The organism is Hyalangium ruber (assembly GCF_034259325.1).
GTDB lineage: Bacteria > Myxococcota > Myxococcia > Myxococcales > Myxococcaceae > Hyalangium_A > Hyalangium_A rubrum.
In genome coordinates this window covers 344,356-362,046 of record NZ_JAXIVS010000007.1, presented here as the reverse complement: position 1 = coordinate 362,046, position 17,691 = coordinate 344,356, and the positions used below count along the sequence as shown (strand labels likewise).

The window sequence follows — 17,691 nt, the reverse complement described above, 5'->3', positions numbered from 1 at the left end:
CACTCCTGTGCAGGTGTGTCAACGGCGCAAGAAGGCTGGGAATTCGCCTCTGAACCCCAGGGGTCGGGCCTACAACCAGCCCTGCTCCTGGTACCAGTGGGCACTGCGGCGGATGGATTCCACGACGTCTCTCCGTGGCCGGAAGCCCAGCAGCCGCTCGGCCTTGGCCCCCGAGCATGTCCACGCGGGGGCCAGCAACTGGCGCGCCAGCTTGCGGTTCAGCGGCAGTTTCCGGCCCGTGGCCTGGGTAATCACGTCCGCGGTGGCCGCCAGGCCCTTGAGGACCGCGGGGGGCAGGTACACCGTCCGAGGGTGGACACCCAACGTCTGGGCGCCGATGTCCTGCAGCTCCTCCAGGGTGAGGGGCCGGTCCCCCGCCACGAAGAAGGCCTGTCCGAGGGCCTCCTTCCGGTCGGCCAAGAGCAGCAGCAGGTCCACCACATCCTCCACGTCCACCAGCGTCAGGGGCCGGGGGCCGCCGCCAATCTTCAGGCGGATGCCCTTCTTCACCAGCTTGAAGAAGGTGAGGTTCTCGTGGTCCCCGGGCCCGAGGATTCGGGGCGGGCGGGCCACGGTGACGGGCAGCCGGTCCGCGTAGGACAGGGTGATGCGCTCGGCCTCGCCCTTGCTCTCGCCGTACCACTCGGCGGGGTGGAAGGGGTCCTCCTCCACGTGGGGGCGCTGGAGGGAGGAGGGGCCACAGGCGGCCAGTGAGCCGCAGAGCACCAGGCGGGCCTTGCCCCCGGCGCGCACCAGGGCCTCGCACAGGTTGCGGGTGCCCTCGGCGTTGACGCGCATGAACTCCTCGCGCGTGGCGGCGCGGCGGATGCCGGCCAGGTGGAACACCACGTCTCGCCCCTGGACGGCGCGCTCCAGCGAGGCGCTGTCCGTCACGTCCCCGTCCACGCGGGTGTAGGGCAGCCCCGCGAGGCCGGAGACGTCACTCGAGGGCCTCAGCAGGCACGCCACGCTGTCGCCCCGCGCGACCAACGCGCGTGCGAGCCAGGTACCCAGGAAGCCGTTTCCACCGGTGATGAGGACGTTCATGTCCACCTGTTTTCAGAGCAAAGACAGGGCGCGCGCAAGCACAATTCCCTGGGCGTATCCCCCCGCAGTCAGGGGAGAAAAGTGCGATCAGCGGCCCCGTTCCCGAGGGAAATGAAGCGATCAGCAGTCGATCTTCCGAGGGAAAACAGCGTTGAAAGGGCTGTTTTTCGGCTTCGGCCGTGCTACTACGCCGCCACGGCTATAGCTTCTAGATGCCGTAATCCATGTCCCCTTCGGAGGGGAGGAGACCCAAGAATGGCCGCTAAGAAGGCTGCTGCGAAGAAGACGACCACCGCTGCGAAGAAGGCTCCTGCGAAGAAGGCCGCTGCTGGCGCCAAGCGTAAGCCGAACGCCGCGTTCATGGCGGAGTTCACCCCGTCTGCCGAGCTCGCCGCGGTTGTTGGGAGCAAGCCGCTGCCGCGCACCGCCGTCATCAAGAACATCTGGGACTACATCAAGAAGAACTCGCTCAACCAGGGCCAGCTCATCAACCTGGATGACAAGCTCAAGGCCGTCTACGGCAACAAGAAGCAGATCAAGATGACCGAGGTCGCCCAGGCCTTCAAGCACCTGAAGAAGTAGTCGCCCGCCCTCGAAAGAGGGTCCGCGCACCACCAAGGGCTCGCCAGACACCGGCGGGCCCTTTGTGTTTTCAGGTGGGCGGTTGGGCACCTGCGCACTGGTCAATGTGCTCCAGAAGACCTACCTCTCTGCGGCGATGCTTCTCCAAGGATCGGAAGAGGGTGCTACCGCCGAGTCTCAGACGGCGGAGCGAGAGAAGTCCCTGGCGGACCGGCTGTACGAGCGCGTGCGGGAGGAGTTGTTGGCGCGCGCGAAGGAGACGCCGCTGTCCACGTACCGGGTGCAACTGCACCAGGGGTTCAACTTCCAGGCGGCCCGGGCCATGGTGCCCTACCTGGCGAAGCTGGGCGTGAGCGAGCTGTACTCCTCGCCCTACCTGAAGGCCTCGCCCGGCAGCACCCACGGGTATGACTGCGTGGACCACCAGCAGCTCAACCCCGAGGTGGGCTCGCCCGAGGACCACGCGGCGCTGTGCCGCACCTTGCGCGAGCACGGCCTGGGGCAGGTGCTGGACGTGGTGCCCAACCACATGGGCATCGAGCGCTTCAACCCCTTGTGGTTCGACGTGCTGGAGAACGGCCCGTCCTCGGTCTACGCGAAATACTTCGACATCGACTGGGCGCCGGTGAAGTCGGAGCTGCGCGACAAGGTGCTGCTGCCCATCCTCGGCGACCAGTACGGCATCGTCCTGGAGAACGGGGAGCTGAAGCTGGCCTACAAGGACGGGGCCTTCTTCATCCAGTACTACGAGCACCAGCTGCCCCTGGCGCCACGCCAGTACGCCACCGTCCTGCGCCATGAGCTCGCCGGCCTGGAGTCGAAGCTGGGCGCCACGAACGCGCACCTCATCGAGCTGCAGTCCGTCCTCACCGCCATCGAGCACCTGCCGGTGCGCACCGAGACGGAGCGCGCCAAGGTCATCGAGCGCAACCGTGAGAAGGAGGTCATCAAGCGCCGCCTGGCCGCGGTGGTGGAGGCCAGCCCCGAGGTGGCCGCCTTCGTGGCCGCCAACGTGCAGGCCTTCAACGGCACGAAGGGCGATCCGCGCTCGTTCAACCGGCTGGACTCCCTGCTGGCCTCGTGCAGCTACCGGCTGGCGCACTGGCGCGTGGCGGGCGAGGAGATCAACTACCGGCGCTTCTTCGACATCAACGGGCTGGCCGCCATCCGCGTGGAGGACGACGAGGTCTTCGACGAGGCGCACGCGCGCATCTTCGACTGGCTGCGCGACGGCAGCATCAATGGCCTGCGCATCGATCACCCGGACGGACTGTTCGACCCCACGGCGTACTTCCTGCGGCTCCAGGAGCGCTTCTTCGTGGAGCAGGCCCGCGCGCGCCTCCAGAAGGAGCAGGGCGCCGAGGAGGTCCGCTGGCCCGTGGTGGAGCAGCGCCTGGTGACCCGGTGGCGCGAGGAGGTGGCCGCCGATCCCAGCTCGCCGCTGCGCAAGGCGCTCTTCGTGGTGGTGGAGAAGATCCAGGGTGGCAAGGAGCGCATCCCCGACTCCTGGGCGGTGCATGGCACCACGGGCTACCGCTTCGCCAACGCGTTGGGCGGGCTCTTCGTCCAGCCGGAAGCCGAGAAGGCGATGACGGAGACGTACCACCGCTTCATCAACGAGGTGGTGGACTTCGAGGAGCTCGTCCACCAGAAGAAGCTGCTCATCCTGCGCACGGCCATGTCCAGCGAGCTCAACATGCTGGCCCATGAGCTCAACCGCATCTCGGAGATGAACCGGCGCACGCGCGACTTCACGCTCAACAGCCTGCGCCGGGCGCTCATCGAGTTCATCGCCCTGTTCCCCGTCTACCGCACCTACGTGGATGGCTGGCGCCCGGAGCTGGACGAGCGAGACGTGCAGTACATCGAGTGGACGATCGCCCGGGCCAAGGAGCGCAATGCCACCACCAACGCCAGCATCTACGACTTCCTGCGCGACATCCTCCTGCGGCGCTACCCGGAGCACCTGAACGAGCAGGAGCGGGCGGTGATGCTGCGCTTCGCCATGAAGCTGCAGCAGGTGACGGGGCCGGTGATGGCCAAGGGGCTGGAGGACACGGCCTTCTACATCTACAACCGCCTCGTCTCGCTCAACGAGGTGGGCGGAGAGCCGGAGCACTTCGGCATCCCCGCCTCGCTGTTCCACCAGCGCAACCAGGAGCGCGCCGAGCACTGGCCCGCGAGCCTGCTCACCAGCAGCACCCACGACACCAAGCGCAGCGAGGACGTGCGGGCACGGCTCAACGTGCTCACCGAGCTGACCGACGAGTGGCGGCAGCGTGTCCACCGCTGGTCGCGGCTCAACGCCCGCCACGTGGCGGAGCTGCCCGGCGGCCCCGCGCCCACGCACAACGACGAGTACCTCTTCTACCAGACGGTGGTGGGCGCCTGGCCCATGGGGGACTCGCTGTCCGAGGCGGAGCACGAGGACTTCCAGCGCCGGGTGCGCGAGTACATGGGCAAGGCCATCAAGGAGGCCAAGGTCCGCACCGCGTGGACCAACCCGGACGCCGACTACGACGCGGCGGTGGCGCGCTTCGTGGACGCGTGCTTCGACCGCAAGGGCAGCAACGTCTTCCTGGAGGACGTGCGCCAGTTCAAGCGCCGCATCGAGCGGGCCGGACAGCTCAACGCCCTGGGGCAGCTGGTGCTCAAGCTGGCCTCGCCCGGCGTGGTGGACACCTACCAGGGCTGCGACTTGTGGGACCTGTCCCTGGTGGACCCGGACAACCGGCGGCCGGTGGACTACACCCTGCGCATGCGCCTGCTGGAGGAGCTGGACCGTGAGGCCGCCAGCGACCCGGCGGCCCTGTGCGCCCGGCTGACGGCGGACATGACCGATGGGCGGGTGAAGCTCTACACGCTCACCCAGGGCCTGCGGCTGCGCCAGCGTCAGGCGGCCCTCTTCCGCACGGGCGGCTACCGGGTGCTGCACCTGGTGGGCAAGCGCTCCGAGGCGGCCGTGGCCTTCGCCCGCGAGCACGAGGATTCGGTGGTTCTCACCGTGGTGCCGCGCTTCACGCTCTCGGCGCTGGAGTCCGGGGGGGGACTGGCCCGCGCGTATGAAGGCACTTTCGTAGACCTTCCGGAGGCCTATGGAGGCATGATGTTCCGGGACGTGTTCACCGGGCGCGAGGTCCGAGCAGAGCGCGGAAGGCGGGGCGGCGTGGTGCTGCCCCTCTCACCGCTCCTCGCGAGCTTCCCGGTCGTCCTACTGGAGAGGAGCACGGGATGAGGCGGGCGGAGGTGCTTCCAGGGAAGCCGTACCCCCTGGGCGCCACGTACGACGGACACGGGGTCAACTTCGCGGTCTTCAGCGAGCATGCCCGGAAGCTGGAGGTCTGCCTCTTCGACCCCGCGGACCCCACGCGAGAAATCCGTCGCTTCCCCCTGCTGGAGACGACACACCAGGTCTGGCACGGCTACGTCCCCGGCCTGCAGCCGGGCACCCTCTACGGCCTGCGCGCGCATGGCCCCTACGAGCCGAAGCGGGGCATGCGCTTCAACCCCGACAAGCTGCTGGTGGACCCGTACGCGCGCGCCCTCCACGGCCACGTGGACTACGCCGTGCCCGTCTACCCGTACAAAGTCGGGGACGAGAGCGACAAGGAAGCGGACCTCACCATCGACTCCCGCGACAGCGCCGCGGGCATGCCCAAGGCGGTGGTGCTGACCGATGCGTTCGACTGGGAGGGCGACAGGCCGCCGGCCATCCCCTGGCATCAGTCGCTCATCTATGAGCTGCACGTGAAGGGCTTCACGAAGCTGCACCCGGACGTGCCCGAGCCCCTGCGCGGTACCTACGCGGGGCTGGCGCACCCGGCCGTGCTCGAGCACCTGCGGAAGGTGGGCGTCACCGCCGTGGAGCTCCTGCCCATCCACGCCCTGGCCGACGAGCCCTTCCTCACCAAGAAGGGGCTCACCAACTACTGGGGCTACAACACGCTGGGCTACTTCGCCCCCGAGTCGCGCTACAGCAGCTCCGGCTCCCTGGGCGGCCAGGTCACCGAGTTCAAGCAGATGGTGAAGGCGCTGCACCGCGCCGGCATCGAGGTGCTCCTCGACGTGGTCTACAACCACACGTGCGAGGGCAACCACATGGGGCCCCTGCTGTCCTTCAAGGGGCTGGACAACGCGGCCTACTACCGGCTCAGCGACAAGGATCCGCGCTTCTACCTGGACTTCACCGGGTGCGGGAACTCGTGGAACGCCTCGCACGCGTACTCCCTGAAGCTGGTGGCCGACTCGCTGCGCTACTGGGTCGAGGTGATGCACGTGGACGGGTTCCGCTTCGACCTGGCCACCACGCTGGGCCGGGACCGGACGGGCTACGACACGCGCGCGGCCTTCTTCCAGATGATTCACCAGGACCCCGTGCTCAGCCGGGTCAAGCTCATCGCCGAGCCGTGGGACGTGGGCGACTTCGGCTACCAGGTGGGCAACTTCCCGGTGCTCTGGAGCGAGTGGAACGGCAAGTACCGCGACACCATCCGCCGCTACTGGAAGGGCGATGACCGGCAGGCGGCGGAGATCGGCTACCGGCTCACCGGCTCTTCGGACCTGTTCTCGCTCTCGGGGCGCAGGCCCACCGCGAGCGTGAACTTCATCACCGCGCACGACGGCTTCACCCTGCACGACCTGGTCACCTACAACGACAAGCACAACGAGGCGAACCAGGAGAACAACCGGGACGGCGCCAACGACAACCACTCGTGGAACTGCGGGGTGGAGGGCGAGACGGAGGACCCGAAAATCGTCGCCCTGCGCGAGCAGCAGAAGCGCAACTTCCTGGCCACGCTCTTCGTCTCCCAGGGCGTGCCCATGCTGGTGGCGGGCGACGAGATGGGGCGCACGCAGAAGGGCAACAACAACGCCTACTGCCAGGACAACGCGCTCTCGTGGGTGGACTGGAACCTGGACTCCCGACAGCGCGCGCTGCTGGAGTTCACCGTGCGCATCAGCCAGCTGCGCCGCGAGCAGCCCGTGCTCTCCAAGCGCCGCTTCTTCCGTGGCGCCCACATCTGGGACAGCGAGCTGAAGGACCTGGCGTGGTTCCGGCCCGACGGCAAGGAGATGCGCAAGGATGACTGGGAGAAGCCCCACGTGCGCTCCGTGGGCTTCCTGCTGGGAGGCGATGCCATCGCCACCCTGGACGACGAGGGCCAGCGCATCGTCGGAGATACGCTGCTGGTGCTGATGAACGCGCACCACGAGCCAATCACCTTCCTGCTGCCGGCCATCGAGTGGGGCGCCGACTGGGAGTTGGTGGTGGATACGGCGGCCTCGGGGGAATCGGCGCACACCCACACGCCGGCGGGCGGCAAGGTGCAGGTGGTGGGGCGCTCCATGGTGGTGCTGCGGCGGCCGGCGACGGAATAGCCAGCGGTGGGCAGAAGAATCAGTCCGTTGTCGACGGCGCGCGGCCATGCCGGTTAGGGTGGGGCGTTTCCGCAGCCAGTCAGGAACCGTCCGTGAATACGCAAGTCGCGCTCTGGGTAGGCTTCAACGTCTTCGTGCTGGCGATGCTCGCCATCGACCTGGGCTTGTTCCACCGCAAAGAGCACACGGTGTCGCCCAAGGAAGCCGGCATCTGGACGGTGGTGTGGGTCACCATCAGCATGCTCTTCTGCGCCGGCATCTGGCGCTTCTCGGGCCCCGAGCCCGCGCTGCAGTGGCTCACCGCCTACGTCGTCGAGTACTCGCTCTCGGTCGACAACCTCTTCGTCTTCCTGATGGTGTTCAGCTACTTCCGGGTAGCGCCCGAGCACCAGCACCGGGTGCTCTTCTGGGGCATCATCGGCGCCTTCATCATGCGCGCGGTGCTCATCATCGCGGGCACGGCGCTGGTGAAGGAGTTCCACTGGCTCATCTACCTGTTCGGCGCCTTCCTCGTCTTCACCGCCGTGAAGATGCTGGTGTCCAAGGACGAGGACGTGGACCCCGAGCAGAAGGCGGTGGTGAAGATCGCCCGCCGGGTGCTGCCGGTGTCCCGCCTGGGAGATGGCAGCCGCTTCTTCATCCACGAGGACGGGCGGATGAAGGTCACTCCGCTGTTCCTGGTGCTGCTGGTGGTGGAGGCCACCGACCTGCTCTTCGCGCTGGACTCCATCCCGGCGGTGCTGGGCATCAGCCAGGACGCCTTCATCATCTATACGTCCAACGTCTGCGCCATCCTGGGCCTGCGCTCCCTGTTCTTCGTGGTGGCCAGCCTCATGGAGAAGTTCCACTTCCTGAAGGTGGGCCTGGCCGCCATCCTGGGCTTCGTGGGGGTGAAGATGCTCATCACCTACTTCGACATCCACGTCCCCATCGTGCTGTCGCTCGGTGTCATCGCCGGCATCCTGGTGGCCAGCATCGTCGCCTCGCTCATCTGGCCCAAGGCCCCCGAGCCGGGGCACGACCGAGAGAGCGCCAAGACCTAGAGCGCCTCCGGGCGTTTTGCTTGCAACCCGGGCACGTCCCGTCCCAATGTGGGGAACATGTCCACGACCACCTCCGAGGGCATTCGCATCACCGTGAAGCCGGCCTACTGGCAGGAGCGCAGCGCTCCTGAGTCTGGCCACTACGCCTTCAAGTACACGGTGGAGATCGCCAACGTGGGCACCGCGCCCGCGCAGCTCCGCAGCCGGCATTGGATCATCACCGATGCCAACGGGCGCGTGGAGGAGGTGCGCGGCGAGGGCGTGGTGGGCAAGCAGCCCAAGTTGGCCCCCGGCGAGCGCTTCGAGTACACGAGCTGGGCCATGCTGCGCACCCCGTTCGGCTCCATGCACGGCAGCTACGCCATGGTGCGGCCGGACGGGCAGCAGTTCGAGGCCCGCATCGCCGAGTTCGCCCTGACCATGCCGCACGCGTTGCACTGAGCGCCCATGCCCGCACCGAAGAAGGGGCTGCTGCTGGTCAACCTGGGCACGCCGGACGCTCCGGAGACGGGGCCCGTGCGCCGCTACCTGCGCGAGTTCCTCAATGACCCCCGGGTGTTGGACATCCACCCCGTGGGCCGCTGGGCGCTGCTCAACCTCATCATCCTGCCCACCCGTCCGGCCAAGAGCGCCGAGGCCTACCGGAAGGTGTGGATGAAGGAGGGCTCGCCGCTGCTCGTCCACAGCCGCGCGCTGACGGCCGAGGTGGCCTCCCGCCTGGCCGGCCAGTACGAGGTGGAGCTGGCCATGCGCTACGGCAACCCCTCCCTGCCGGACGCGGTGAAGGCGCTCAAGGCGCGCGGCGTCTCCGAGTTCGTCGTCCTCCCGCTCTACCCCCATGCGGCCGCCTCCTCCTCCAGCTCCAGCCTGGCGCGCGTCTACGAGGTGCTGTCCGAGGCGTGGGACGTGGCGCCCGTACGGGCGGTGCCGGCCTTCTTCGACCACCCGGGCTTCCTGGAGGCCTTCGCCGAGGTGGCGCGGCCCGTCATCGCCGAGCTGCGCGCCGACCACGTGCTCATGAGCTACCACGGGCTGCCCGAGCGCCACATGCGCAAGAGCGATCCGTCCGGGCGGCATTGCCTGGCCTCCGCGAGCTGCTGTGACGTACTCACGGACGTGAACCGCAACTGCTACCGCGCGCAGTGCTTCGCCACCTCGCGGGGCCTGGCCGAGCGCCTGGGCCTGGCGCCCGAGGGCTACACCGTCTCGTTCCAGTCGCGCCTGGGCCGCACCCCGTGGGTGAAGCCCTACACGGACTTCGTGCTGCCGGAGCTGGCGAAGAAGGGCGTGCGGCGGCTGGCGGTGATGTGCCCGGCCTTCGTCGCCGACTGCCTGGAGACGCTGGAGGAGGTGGGCATCCGCGCCCGGGAGCAGTTCCTGGAGAGCGGGGGCGAGGCGCTCACCCTCGTGCCCTCGCTCAACGCTCACCCGGCGTGGGTGGACGCGGTGGTCCGCCTCGTCCACGAGGCGGACGGCACCGCTTCCGCGGCTACTTCTTCGCCGCCGGCTGCTGCAGCTCCGCGGGCACCGAGTCCAGCGCGGTGAGCTGCAGCTTGAAGGTGCCCGTGGGGACCTTCACCAGGGACTCGTTCGGCGTCTTCGGCGTGTAGCCCTCCTGCTTCGCCGTGAGCGTGCCCTGCCAGCTGCGCCAGCGGCCCGCCTTCACCAGGAAGTCGCCCCGGCCCTTGATCGTCACCGTGGCGGTGACTTCACGAGGCCCCTGGGACGCGTGCTCCTCGGTCTCCTTCTTGCCCTTCTTCTTGTCGGCGGGCTTCGCGGGGGCCGCGGGAATCGTGTGGAGCGCGTGCGGGCTGGGCGGGAAGCTGCCGGTAACGAGCTCGTGGAGGTCGTACTCGACGGTGGCCACCTTGTCGTCCGCCTCGGGGATGAGGGCGGTGAGCTTCACGCTGTTGCGCCGCTCCGCCTTCTTCTGGACGAAGTCCGGCCCCAGCGGCGACACGTCCACCAGGTCCGCGCCGAGCGCCCAGGTGTTACCGATGGCCACCGGGTCCCTCGGCAGCTCCAGCCACAGCGTGGCGAGGTTGCGCTCCGAGGGGTTCAGCCCGTCCAGCACGAAGCCGCGCTCGCTCACGGTGCCCTGGTCCTGCGTGGCCCCAGCGCCCTCCGTGGTGAAGCGCAGCTGGTAGTCCCCCTCGCGGGGCCGCTGCAGCGCATAGGTGGTGCGCAGCGCGGCGGCTGCGGGAGCCTTGGAATCGGTGGACTCCGGAGTGCCCTCCAGGCGGAAGGCCACGGGCGTGTCCACCACGAGGTTCCAGCGCAGCACCACCTTGTTGGGATCCGGGGCGGGTGCCGCGGCCGGCTTGGGCGCCTCCTCCTTGGGAGGCTCCACGTAGCCGGGAGGGCGGGGGATGGGTTCCATCTGCCCGGGAGGCGTGTCCTTGCACGCGGTGAAGGCACAGAGGGGGAGGAGGAGACCGATGAGGCTTCGCTTCACGGGAGGACGCTCCTTGGGATGCGAGGGGCGGGATATCGGACTGCGAGCGGAGCTTCAAGCACCCGGAGGCCGGGGAGCGGCCGCGCGGGAGAGCCGGTCCCGCACCGCCAGCCCCAGGCCCCGGGCGGGCGGCAGACACGCGACGAGCATTTCCAGGCCGGCCTGGTCCGCCTCGCGCAGGCGCATATAAAGGTAGCGCGCGGCCCCGGCGGGGTCCTCGGGCACCTCGAAGCGGGGGAAATCCGGGGGCAGCACGAGGCTCGAAGGGCCCAGCACCCCCACCCGCAGCCCCTGGGCGCGCAGGCCTTCCGCCTTGGCGAGCGCCTCGGCGGGCTCCACCAGCACCACCCCGGCGCGCGGGGCGTAGTGCGAGGCCAGCGAGCCGGAGACGCGCACGGTTGACGCGGTGCGTATCGGCACGGGGCGGCCGAGCACGCGCTCGACTTCCTCGGAGGCCAAACCACCGGGGCGGAGGATGGCGGGCTCGCCGGAGCTGAGGTCCACGATGGTGGACTCCACGCCCACGGTGCAGGGGCCTCCGTCCAGCACCAGGTCCACCTCGGCTCCCAGGTCCTCGCGGACATGCGGGGCGGTGGTGGGGCTGACGCGGCCGAAGCGGTTGGCGCTGGGCGCGGCCAGCCCGCCGCCCAGCGCGGAGAGGACCGCGTGGGCGATGGGGTGGGCGGGCACGCGCAGGGCCACGGTGTCCTGGCCCCCGGTGACGGCGTCGGTGGCGCGCGCGGTGCGTGGCAGCACCAGGGTGAGCGGCCCGGGCCAGAAGGCGGCGGCCAGGCGCCGGGCCTCCTCGGGGATGTCGCGGGCCCAGTCCGGCAGGGCCTCGACGCCGGGAATGTGGACGATGAGCGGGTGGGTGGCCGGCCGGCCCTTGATGGCGAAGACGCGGCGCACGGCCAGCTCATCCTCGGCGTTGGCGGCCAGGCCGTACACGGTTTCCGTGGGCAGGGCGACGACACCGCCCTGGCGGAGGATTTCCACTGCGCGTTCGAGAAGGTCCGGGGTAAGCATGCGCGTCCTCACTGTTGCGCCGGGAGGGAGCATGGGCAAGTCGTTGATGTTCAACGCGAGGAGCCGGATGCCAGTGCCGGCGACGGAGCTGTTCGCCTGGCACGCCCGAGAGGGGGCTCTGGAGCGGCTGACGCCTCCCTGGGAGAGCATGGAGCTGGTGGAGCGCACCGGCGAGGGCATCCGCGAGGGGGCCCGGGCGGTGGTGCGGGTGCGCATCGGCCCCGTGTCCCAGACGCTGGTGGCCCGCCATACCAAGTACATCGAGGGCTCGCTCTTCCAGGACACGATGGAGTCGGGCCCCTTCCCGCGCTGGGTCCACAACCACCGGATGTGGCCCGAGCCGCCCGACGCCTCGGTGCTGGAGGATGACTTGGAGTACCAGCTGCCCATGGGGGCGCTGGGGCAGGGCGTGGGCGGAGGCATCGCCCGGAAGCGGCTGGAGCGGATGTTCGCCTACCGGCACACGGTGACGCGCGAGGACCTGCGGCGGCACGCGTCCTTCGCTTCGCGGGGGCCGCTGACGGTGGCGGTGACGGGGGCCAGCGGGCTGGTGGGCAAGTCGCTGCTGCCCTTCCTCACCACGGGCGGGCACCAGGTGCGGCGGATGGTGCGAGGCCGGCCGAACGCGGCGCGCGGGGACGTGGCGTGGGACCCGGACAAGGGCGAGGTGGACACGGCGGCGCTGGAGGGCGTGGACGCGGTGGTCCACCTGGCGGGCGAGAACGTGGCCCAGCGCTGGACGCCCGAGGCGCAGGAGCGCATCCGCAAGAGCCGCAACCAGGGCACGCGCACGCTGTGCGAGGCGCTGGCGCGGATGCAGCGCAAGCCCAAGGTGCTGGTGAGCGCCGCGGCCATCGGCTTCTACGGGGACCGGGGCAACGAGGTGGTGACGGAGGCGAGCCCCTCGGGCGAGGGCTTCCTGGCCAGCGTGTGCCGGGACTGGGAGGCCGCCACGGCGCCCGCGGAGGAGGCGGGCATCCGCGTGGTGCGCCTGCGCATCGGCGTGGTGCTCGACGCCCGGGGCGGGGCGCTGGCCGAGCTGGTGACGCCCTTCAAGCTGGGCGGCGGCGGGCGGGTGGGCAGCGGCCAGCAGTGGTTCAGCTGGGTGTCGATGGAGGATGTGCTGGGCCTCATCCAGTTCGCCCTCTTCACCCCCGAGCTGCGCGGGCCGGTGAACGCGGTGGCGCCCCACGCGGTGCGCCAGGAGGAGTTCGCCAAGACGCTGGGGCGGGTGCTCTCCCGGCCGGCGGTGATGCCGCTGCCCGCGGTGGCGGTGCGCGCCATGTTCGGGCAGATGGGGCAGGAGGTGCTCCTGGAGGGCGTCCATGTCCGCCCCGAGGTCGCCGAGCGGCACGGCTACACGTTCACCCACCTGGAGCTGGAGGGGGCCCTGCGCTTCACCCTGGGGCGCACCACCGCCGGGCCCCAGTTCACCCTGGGGCCGGCTCCGGAGCAGCCTTGACAAACCGTTTTCCTGCGCGAATTAAGAGCCGTTTTTCGCGCGGTACAGAGGGTCCGCAATGATCCAGGTCGAGGGACTCACCAAGTACTATGGCGAGCACGCGGCGATACGGGACGTCGCCTTCACCATTGGCAAGGGCGAGGTCATCGGCTTCCTGGGCCTCAACGGGGCCGGGAAGTCGACGACGCTGAAGATTCTCGGGTGTGTGCTGCTGCCCACCTCGGGGCGTGTCGTCATCGACGGGTACGACGCGGTGAGAGATCCGCACGAGGTGCGCAAGCGCATCGGCTTCCTGCCGGACACGCCGCCGCTCTACGACGAGATGACGGTGGGCGAGTACCTGGCGTTCGTCGCCCAGCTGCGCGGGGTGGCGCCGTCCGAGGCGCGCTCGCGCGTCACCGAGGCGGAGGAGAAGACGGGCCTGCGCGAGGTGGACACGGCGCTCATCTCCACGCTGAGCCATGGCTACCGGCAGCGCGTGGGGGTGGCGCAGGCGCTGGTCCACCGCCCCGCGTTCCTCATCCTGGACGAGCCCACCAGCGGGTTGGACCCGGCGCAGATCCGAGGCATGCGCGAGCTCATCCGCGGCCTCAAGGGCATGCACACGGTGCTGGTGTCCAGCCACATCCTGCCGGAGATCAGCGAGACGTGTGACCGGCTGCTCATCATCCACGGCGGGCAACTGGTGGAGCAGGGCACGGAGGAGGAGCTGGCCCGGAAGCTGGGCGGAGGCTCCATCGAGGTGGAGGTGCGCGGTGACCGGGCGAAGGCGCTGGAGGCGCTCGCGGGCGTCGGGCCGGTGAGCGTGGCGCGGGAGGAGGGTGGGGTGCTCGCGCTGCGCGTGGAGGCCTCGCCGGAGCTGCGGCCCCGGGTGGCGCAGGCCCTGGTGGGCGCGGGGCTGGAGCTGCTGCGGCTCGACCGCGGCACCGAGCGGCTGGAGTCCATCTTCCTGCGCCTGACACAGCAGAGTGGCGGGGCCGCGCCCCGGGAGGTGGCATCGTGAAGGCGCTGCTGATCGCACGCCGTGAGATCGCGGGGTATCTGCGCACGCTCAGCGGCTACATCATCGTCGCGGTGATCCTCGCGGTGAACGGGTTGTTCTTCAACGCGTTCGCGCTGGGCAAGGCCGCCGAGCGCTCGGCGACGGTGCTCTCCAACTTCTTCTACTACTCGAGCGGCTTTACCATCGTCGCCTCGGTGTTCATCTCCATGCGGCTGCTGGCCGAGGAGCGGCAGGCGGGCACGCTGCCCTTGCTGTACTCCTCGCCGGTGCGGGACCGGGACATCGTCCTGGGCAAGTACCTGGCGGGGCTGGCGTTCCTGGCGGTGTACCTGCTGTGTACGCTCTACATGCCGTTGCTGGTGATGGTGCATGGCAAGGTGTCGGTGGGGCACATCGTCGCCGGCTACGCGGGCCTGCTGCTGCTGGGCAGCGCGTCGCTGGCGGTGGGCACGTTCGGCTCGGCGCTGGCGAAGAACCAGCTCATGGCGGCCATCATCACCGCGTGCATGCTGGTGGCACTGATTCTCTGCTGGCTGCTGGCGCGCATCACCGAGCAGCCGCTCTCCAGCGTGTTCAGCGCGCTGTCGCTGTGGAACCAGCACTTCCCGCCGTTCCAGGCCGGCCTGGTACACCTGCGGGACGTGGCCTACTACCTGCTGCTCACCTACGTGGCGCTCTTCGCGGCCACGCGGGTGCTGGAAGCGCGGAGGTGGCGATGAACCCCCGTGGAAGCAGTCTCGTGCTGTCGCTGGTGTTCGCCGTGGTGTTGGTGGGTGGGCTCGTGCTCGAGCGCATCGCTGGCGCGGGCACCGCGCTGACCGCCATCGTCGTCGCGCGCACCGTGCTGCTGCTGGCCGTGGTGGGCTGGGCGGCCACGCGCATGGCGCAGGCGAGCGGTGGGCGCAAGGTGCTGTGGCGCTGGGCGCTGCTCTGCTACGTGGTGGGCTTCGTGGGGCTGCTGCTCTACACCGCCCAGTCGGAGCTGGGCACGCGGCTGCTGGGCACGGCGCTGTCCCAGTCCTCGCCGAAGCTGGCGGTGGTGTCCCAGGCGCTCTTCCCGGCGCTGCTCGTCCTCTCGCTGTTGCCGCTGGCGCTGCTGGAGGCCTCCGCCGCCGCCATGGCGCGCGCGCCGGTGCTGGAGACGGAGCGGGCCCATGGGGCGCTCTTCTCGGGCCTGGGTACGGCCTTCGTCCTCATCTTCTCCTTCTCGGCCATGTACGTGGCCACCCAGCTCGACAAGACGTGGGACCTGTCCTACTTCCGCACCGCGAAGCCAGGGGAGTCCACGCGCAAGCTCATCCAGGGCCTCAATGAGCCCCTGCAGGTGACGCTCTTCTTCCCTCCGGCCAACGAGGTGGGCGAGGCGGTGGCGCAGTACTTCCGCGAGCTGGGCCAGGACGCGCCGCAGCTCCAGGTGGAGCGGCTGGACCAGGCCGTCGAGCCGTCGCGGGCGCGCACGCTGGGCGTCAGCACCAACGGCGTGGTCGTCTTCTCGCGCGGCGAGCAGCGCGAGGTGCTCACGGTGGGGCTGGAGATCGACCGGGCGCGCGGGCAGTTGCAGCGGCTGGACCAGGAGGTGCAGAAGCGGCTGCTCACGGTGGCGCGGCCCCGGCGGGTGCTCTACCTCACCACCGGCCATGGCGAGCGCGGGGACGGCAAGGCGGCGCCCGGAGAGACGCCGCGCCCCGGTATCGGCCAGCTCAAGGAGCTGATGCGCGCGCAGAACGTGGAGGTCCAGCCGCTGGGCGTGGCCGAGGGGCTGGGCTCGGAGGTGCCGCGCGACGCGGCGGTGGTGGCCATCATCGGCCCCACGAAGGAGTTCCTCCAGGAGGAGATCAACGCCCTGCGGGAGTACCTGAACAAGGGCGGGCGGCTGTGGCTGGCGCTGGAGCCGGAGGGCCCCAGCTATGACGCGCTGGTGGAGCCGCTGGGCGTGCGGTACGTGAACACGCTGCTGGCCAACGACCAGGTGTACTTCCGCGCCACGCGGCAGCAGAGCGACCGGGCGAACCTGGCCACGGCGGCGTACTCCTCGCACCCGTCCGTCTCCACGCTGGCCTCGCTGGGAGGGCAGGCGCCGGTGGCCTTCCTGGGCTCGGGGGCCTTCGAGACGCGCAGCAACCCGCAGCAGGGCCTGGGGCTGGACGTGTCGGTGCGGGCGCACGAGGCCACGTTCGTGGACAAGAACCGGAACTTCACCGAGGACGAGGGCGAGGATCGCCGCGCCTGGCCCCTGGTGATGGCGATCGACAAGCCGATCCAGGGCAGCAAGGAGGGCATGCGGGCGGTGGTGATGGGCGACTCGGATGCGCTGGCCGATGGCGTGCTGCCGAACCTGGGCAATGCCTACCTGGCGCTGGACACGCTGCGCTGGCTCACCGGGGAAGAGGCGCTGGCGGGCGCGGTATCCAGTGAGGAGGACGTGCCCATCCAGCACACCCGAGAGCAGGACGTGCTCTGGTTCTACGCCACGGTGCTGCTGGCGCCGGCGGTGGTGCTGGGGGTGGGCTTCTTCGTGACGCGGCGGCGGGGCAAGCGTGGCCCGCGCGTCGCGCCGGAAGGAGGTGCGCGATGAACGTGCGAGGCGTGACGTTGCAGGCCGGGCTCGCCGTGGTGGGCCTGGTGGCCGCCTTCTTCGTCTGGCAGCGCGAGCCCGAGGGCATGCCCGGCGAGGTGACGGTGCTGGATGTCTCCAAGCGGGCGCTGCAGCGCATCCGCTACGACGATGCGACCCGCTCCGTGGAGCTGTACCGCGACGCGAGCGATGAGGACACCGTCTGGGTGCGGCTCGGTGAGAAGCCGCCTCCGCCTCCCGCGCCCAAGCCCACCGCGACCGACGGGGGCGTGGGGGATGGGGGCGTGCCGGGCACCGGCGCGGATGGTGGCGTGGGGGCTCCCACGGGAGGCGCGGATGCCGGCACTCCGGCCGCGCCGCCTCCGCCGCCCCCGCCGCGTGAGCTGCGCGGCAACGAGACGGCGCGGAACTTCTTCGCCCGCCTCGCGCCCCTGAAGGCCACCCGGGCCCTGGGCGAGCTGGACGCCAAGAAGCAGGAGGAGCTGGGGCTCACCAACAGCCCGCGCAAGCTGACGCTGACGGTGGATGGCCGCGAGCATGCCTTCGTCCTGGCCACGCCCTCGGGCAACTCCTGGGGCAGCCCCTACCTGCGCCGCGACGATGGCCGGGTGTTCCTGCTGGGGCCGACCGTCCTCCCGGACCTGGAGGGCGCCTCGAGCCGCCTCGTGGATCGCCGGATGCACGCCTTCGAGCAGGGCGAGTACGACGCCTTCACGGTGACCCAGGGCAAGAACTCGCGCGCGTTCGTCGTGAGCGGCAAGCCCCCGGCCCCGGTGACGGTGGCGCCGCAGGGCGCCCCGGACAAGCCGGATGAGTTCGCGCGCAACTGGCACGATCGCGTGTGGCGGCTGCTACCGATGGACTTCGTCGGCCGGGGCGACGAGCCGCCCGGCGGCGCTCCGGAAGAGGTGTTCCGCGTGGAGTACAAGCTTGGCGCCAAGGTGGTGGGCCACGTCATCGTGGCGCGCGGCGACAAGGGTGACTTCTTCGCGCGCACCGAGCACACCCCGGGCTGGGCGAAGCTGCACACTGGCGTGGACACGCTCGCCACCGAGGCCGCGAAGGTGGCCTCGGGAGCCGCCTCCGGAGGCTAGGCACCCGCGTCCCGCGCTATGCTGG

At 70.0% G+C, this 17,691-nt stretch carries 14 protein-coding genes; 11 read left to right on the top strand and 3 right to left on the bottom strand.

Annotated elements, in window-relative coordinates:
• Window positions 1-69: 69 nt before the first annotated feature.
• On the bottom strand, window positions 70-1,047 hold the full coding sequence (locus tag SYV04_RS22125; RefSeq protein WP_321547846.1) for an NAD-dependent epimerase/dehydratase family protein: 978 nt from the start codon (window positions 1,045-1,047) through the stop codon (window positions 70-72).
• Window positions 1,048-1,302: 255 nt separating this feature from the next.
• Between SYV04_RS22125 and SYV04_RS22120 the strand changes: the two genes are divergently transcribed.
• The 6 genes from SYV04_RS22120 to hemH all read left to right on the top strand — a co-directional run bounded on the left by SYV04_RS22120 (window position 1,303) and on the right by hemH (window position 9,596).
• Window positions 1,303-1,629 carry an SWIB/MDM2 domain-containing protein gene (locus SYV04_RS22120; protein ID WP_321547845.1) on the top strand — a complete coding sequence of 109 codons (327 nt, stop codon included), beginning with the start codon at window positions 1,303-1,305 and terminating at the stop codon, window positions 1,627-1,629.
• A gap of 136 nt (window positions 1,630-1,765) precedes the next feature.
• On the top strand, window positions 1,766-4,864 hold the full coding sequence (gene treY, locus SYV04_RS22115) for a malto-oligosyltrehalose synthase (RefSeq protein WP_321548025.1): 3,099 nt from the start codon (window positions 1,766-1,768) through the stop codon (window positions 4,862-4,864).
• Window positions 4,861-7,008 carry a glycogen debranching protein GlgX gene (gene glgX, locus SYV04_RS22110; protein WP_321547844.1) on the top strand — a complete coding sequence of 716 codons (2,148 nt, stop codon included), beginning with the start codon at window positions 4,861-4,863 and terminating at the stop codon, window positions 7,006-7,008. Before treY ends, glgX begins: the two co-directional genes overlap by 4 nt.
• Before the next feature lie 92 nt (window positions 7,009-7,100).
• Window positions 7,101-8,051 carry a TerC family protein gene (locus tag SYV04_RS22105; protein WP_321547843.1) on the top strand — a complete coding sequence of 317 codons (951 nt, stop codon included), beginning with the start codon at window positions 7,101-7,103 and terminating at the stop codon, window positions 8,049-8,051.
• Between the two features lie 57 nt (window positions 8,052-8,108).
• Window positions 8,109-8,492: a Co2+/Mg2+ efflux protein ApaG gene (gene apaG / locus SYV04_RS22100; protein ID WP_321547842.1), complete on the top strand. Its 384-nt coding sequence runs from the start codon at window positions 8,109-8,111 to the stop codon at window positions 8,490-8,492.
• Window positions 8,493-8,498: 6 nt separating this feature from the next.
• Complete coding sequence (gene hemH, locus SYV04_RS22095; protein ID WP_321547841.1) at window positions 8,499-9,596, top strand: ferrochelatase; 1,098 nt, start codon at window positions 8,499-8,501, stop codon at window positions 9,594-9,596.
• Here hemH and SYV04_RS22090 read toward each other — a convergent pair.
• Together SYV04_RS22090 and SYV04_RS22085 are read right to left on the bottom strand one after the other, a co-directional pair.
• On the bottom strand, window positions 9,541-10,506 hold the full coding sequence (locus tag SYV04_RS22090) for a hypothetical protein (protein WP_321547840.1): 966 nt from the start codon (window positions 10,504-10,506) through the stop codon (window positions 9,541-9,543). The genes hemH and SYV04_RS22090 overlap by 56 nt on opposite strands.
• Before the next feature lie 54 nt (window positions 10,507-10,560).
• Complete coding sequence (locus SYV04_RS22085) at window positions 10,561-11,532, bottom strand: L-threonylcarbamoyladenylate synthase (RefSeq protein WP_321547839.1); 972 nt, start codon at window positions 11,530-11,532, stop codon at window positions 10,561-10,563.
• A gap of 31 nt (window positions 11,533-11,563) precedes the next feature.
• On the opposite strand from SYV04_RS22085, the gene SYV04_RS22080 reads away from it, so the two are divergent.
• Genes SYV04_RS22080 through SYV04_RS22060 form a run of 5 tightly spaced genes read left to right on the top strand, consistent with a single transcriptional unit; the run spans window position 11,564 to window position 17,666 of the window.
• Window positions 11,564-12,994 carry a TIGR01777 family oxidoreductase gene (locus tag SYV04_RS22080; protein WP_321547838.1) on the top strand — a complete coding sequence of 477 codons (1,431 nt, stop codon included), beginning with the start codon at window positions 11,564-11,566 and terminating at the stop codon, window positions 12,992-12,994.
• A gap of 58 nt (window positions 12,995-13,052) precedes the next feature.
• Window positions 13,053-13,997, top strand: coding sequence for an ABC transporter ATP-binding protein (locus SYV04_RS22075; protein WP_321547837.1), 945 nt, complete (start codon window positions 13,053-13,055; stop codon window positions 13,995-13,997).
• Window positions 13,994-14,716, top strand: a complete 723-nt coding sequence (locus SYV04_RS22070) for an ABC transporter permease (RefSeq protein ID WP_321547836.1) — start codon at window positions 13,994-13,996, stop codon at window positions 14,714-14,716. The genes SYV04_RS22075 and SYV04_RS22070 overlap by 4 nt, the downstream gene beginning before the upstream one ends.
• Window positions 14,713-16,572, top strand: coding sequence for a Gldg family protein (locus SYV04_RS22065; RefSeq protein ID WP_321547835.1), 1,860 nt, complete (start codon window positions 14,713-14,715; stop codon window positions 16,570-16,572). The genes SYV04_RS22070 and SYV04_RS22065 overlap by 4 nt, the downstream gene beginning before the upstream one ends.
• Window positions 16,569-17,666 carry a hypothetical protein gene (locus tag SYV04_RS22060; RefSeq protein WP_321547834.1) on the top strand — a complete coding sequence of 366 codons (1,098 nt, stop codon included), beginning with the start codon at window positions 16,569-16,571 and terminating at the stop codon, window positions 17,664-17,666. The genes SYV04_RS22065 and SYV04_RS22060 overlap by 4 nt, the downstream gene beginning before the upstream one ends.
• The last annotated feature ends 25 nt before the right edge of the window (window positions 17,667-17,691 follow it).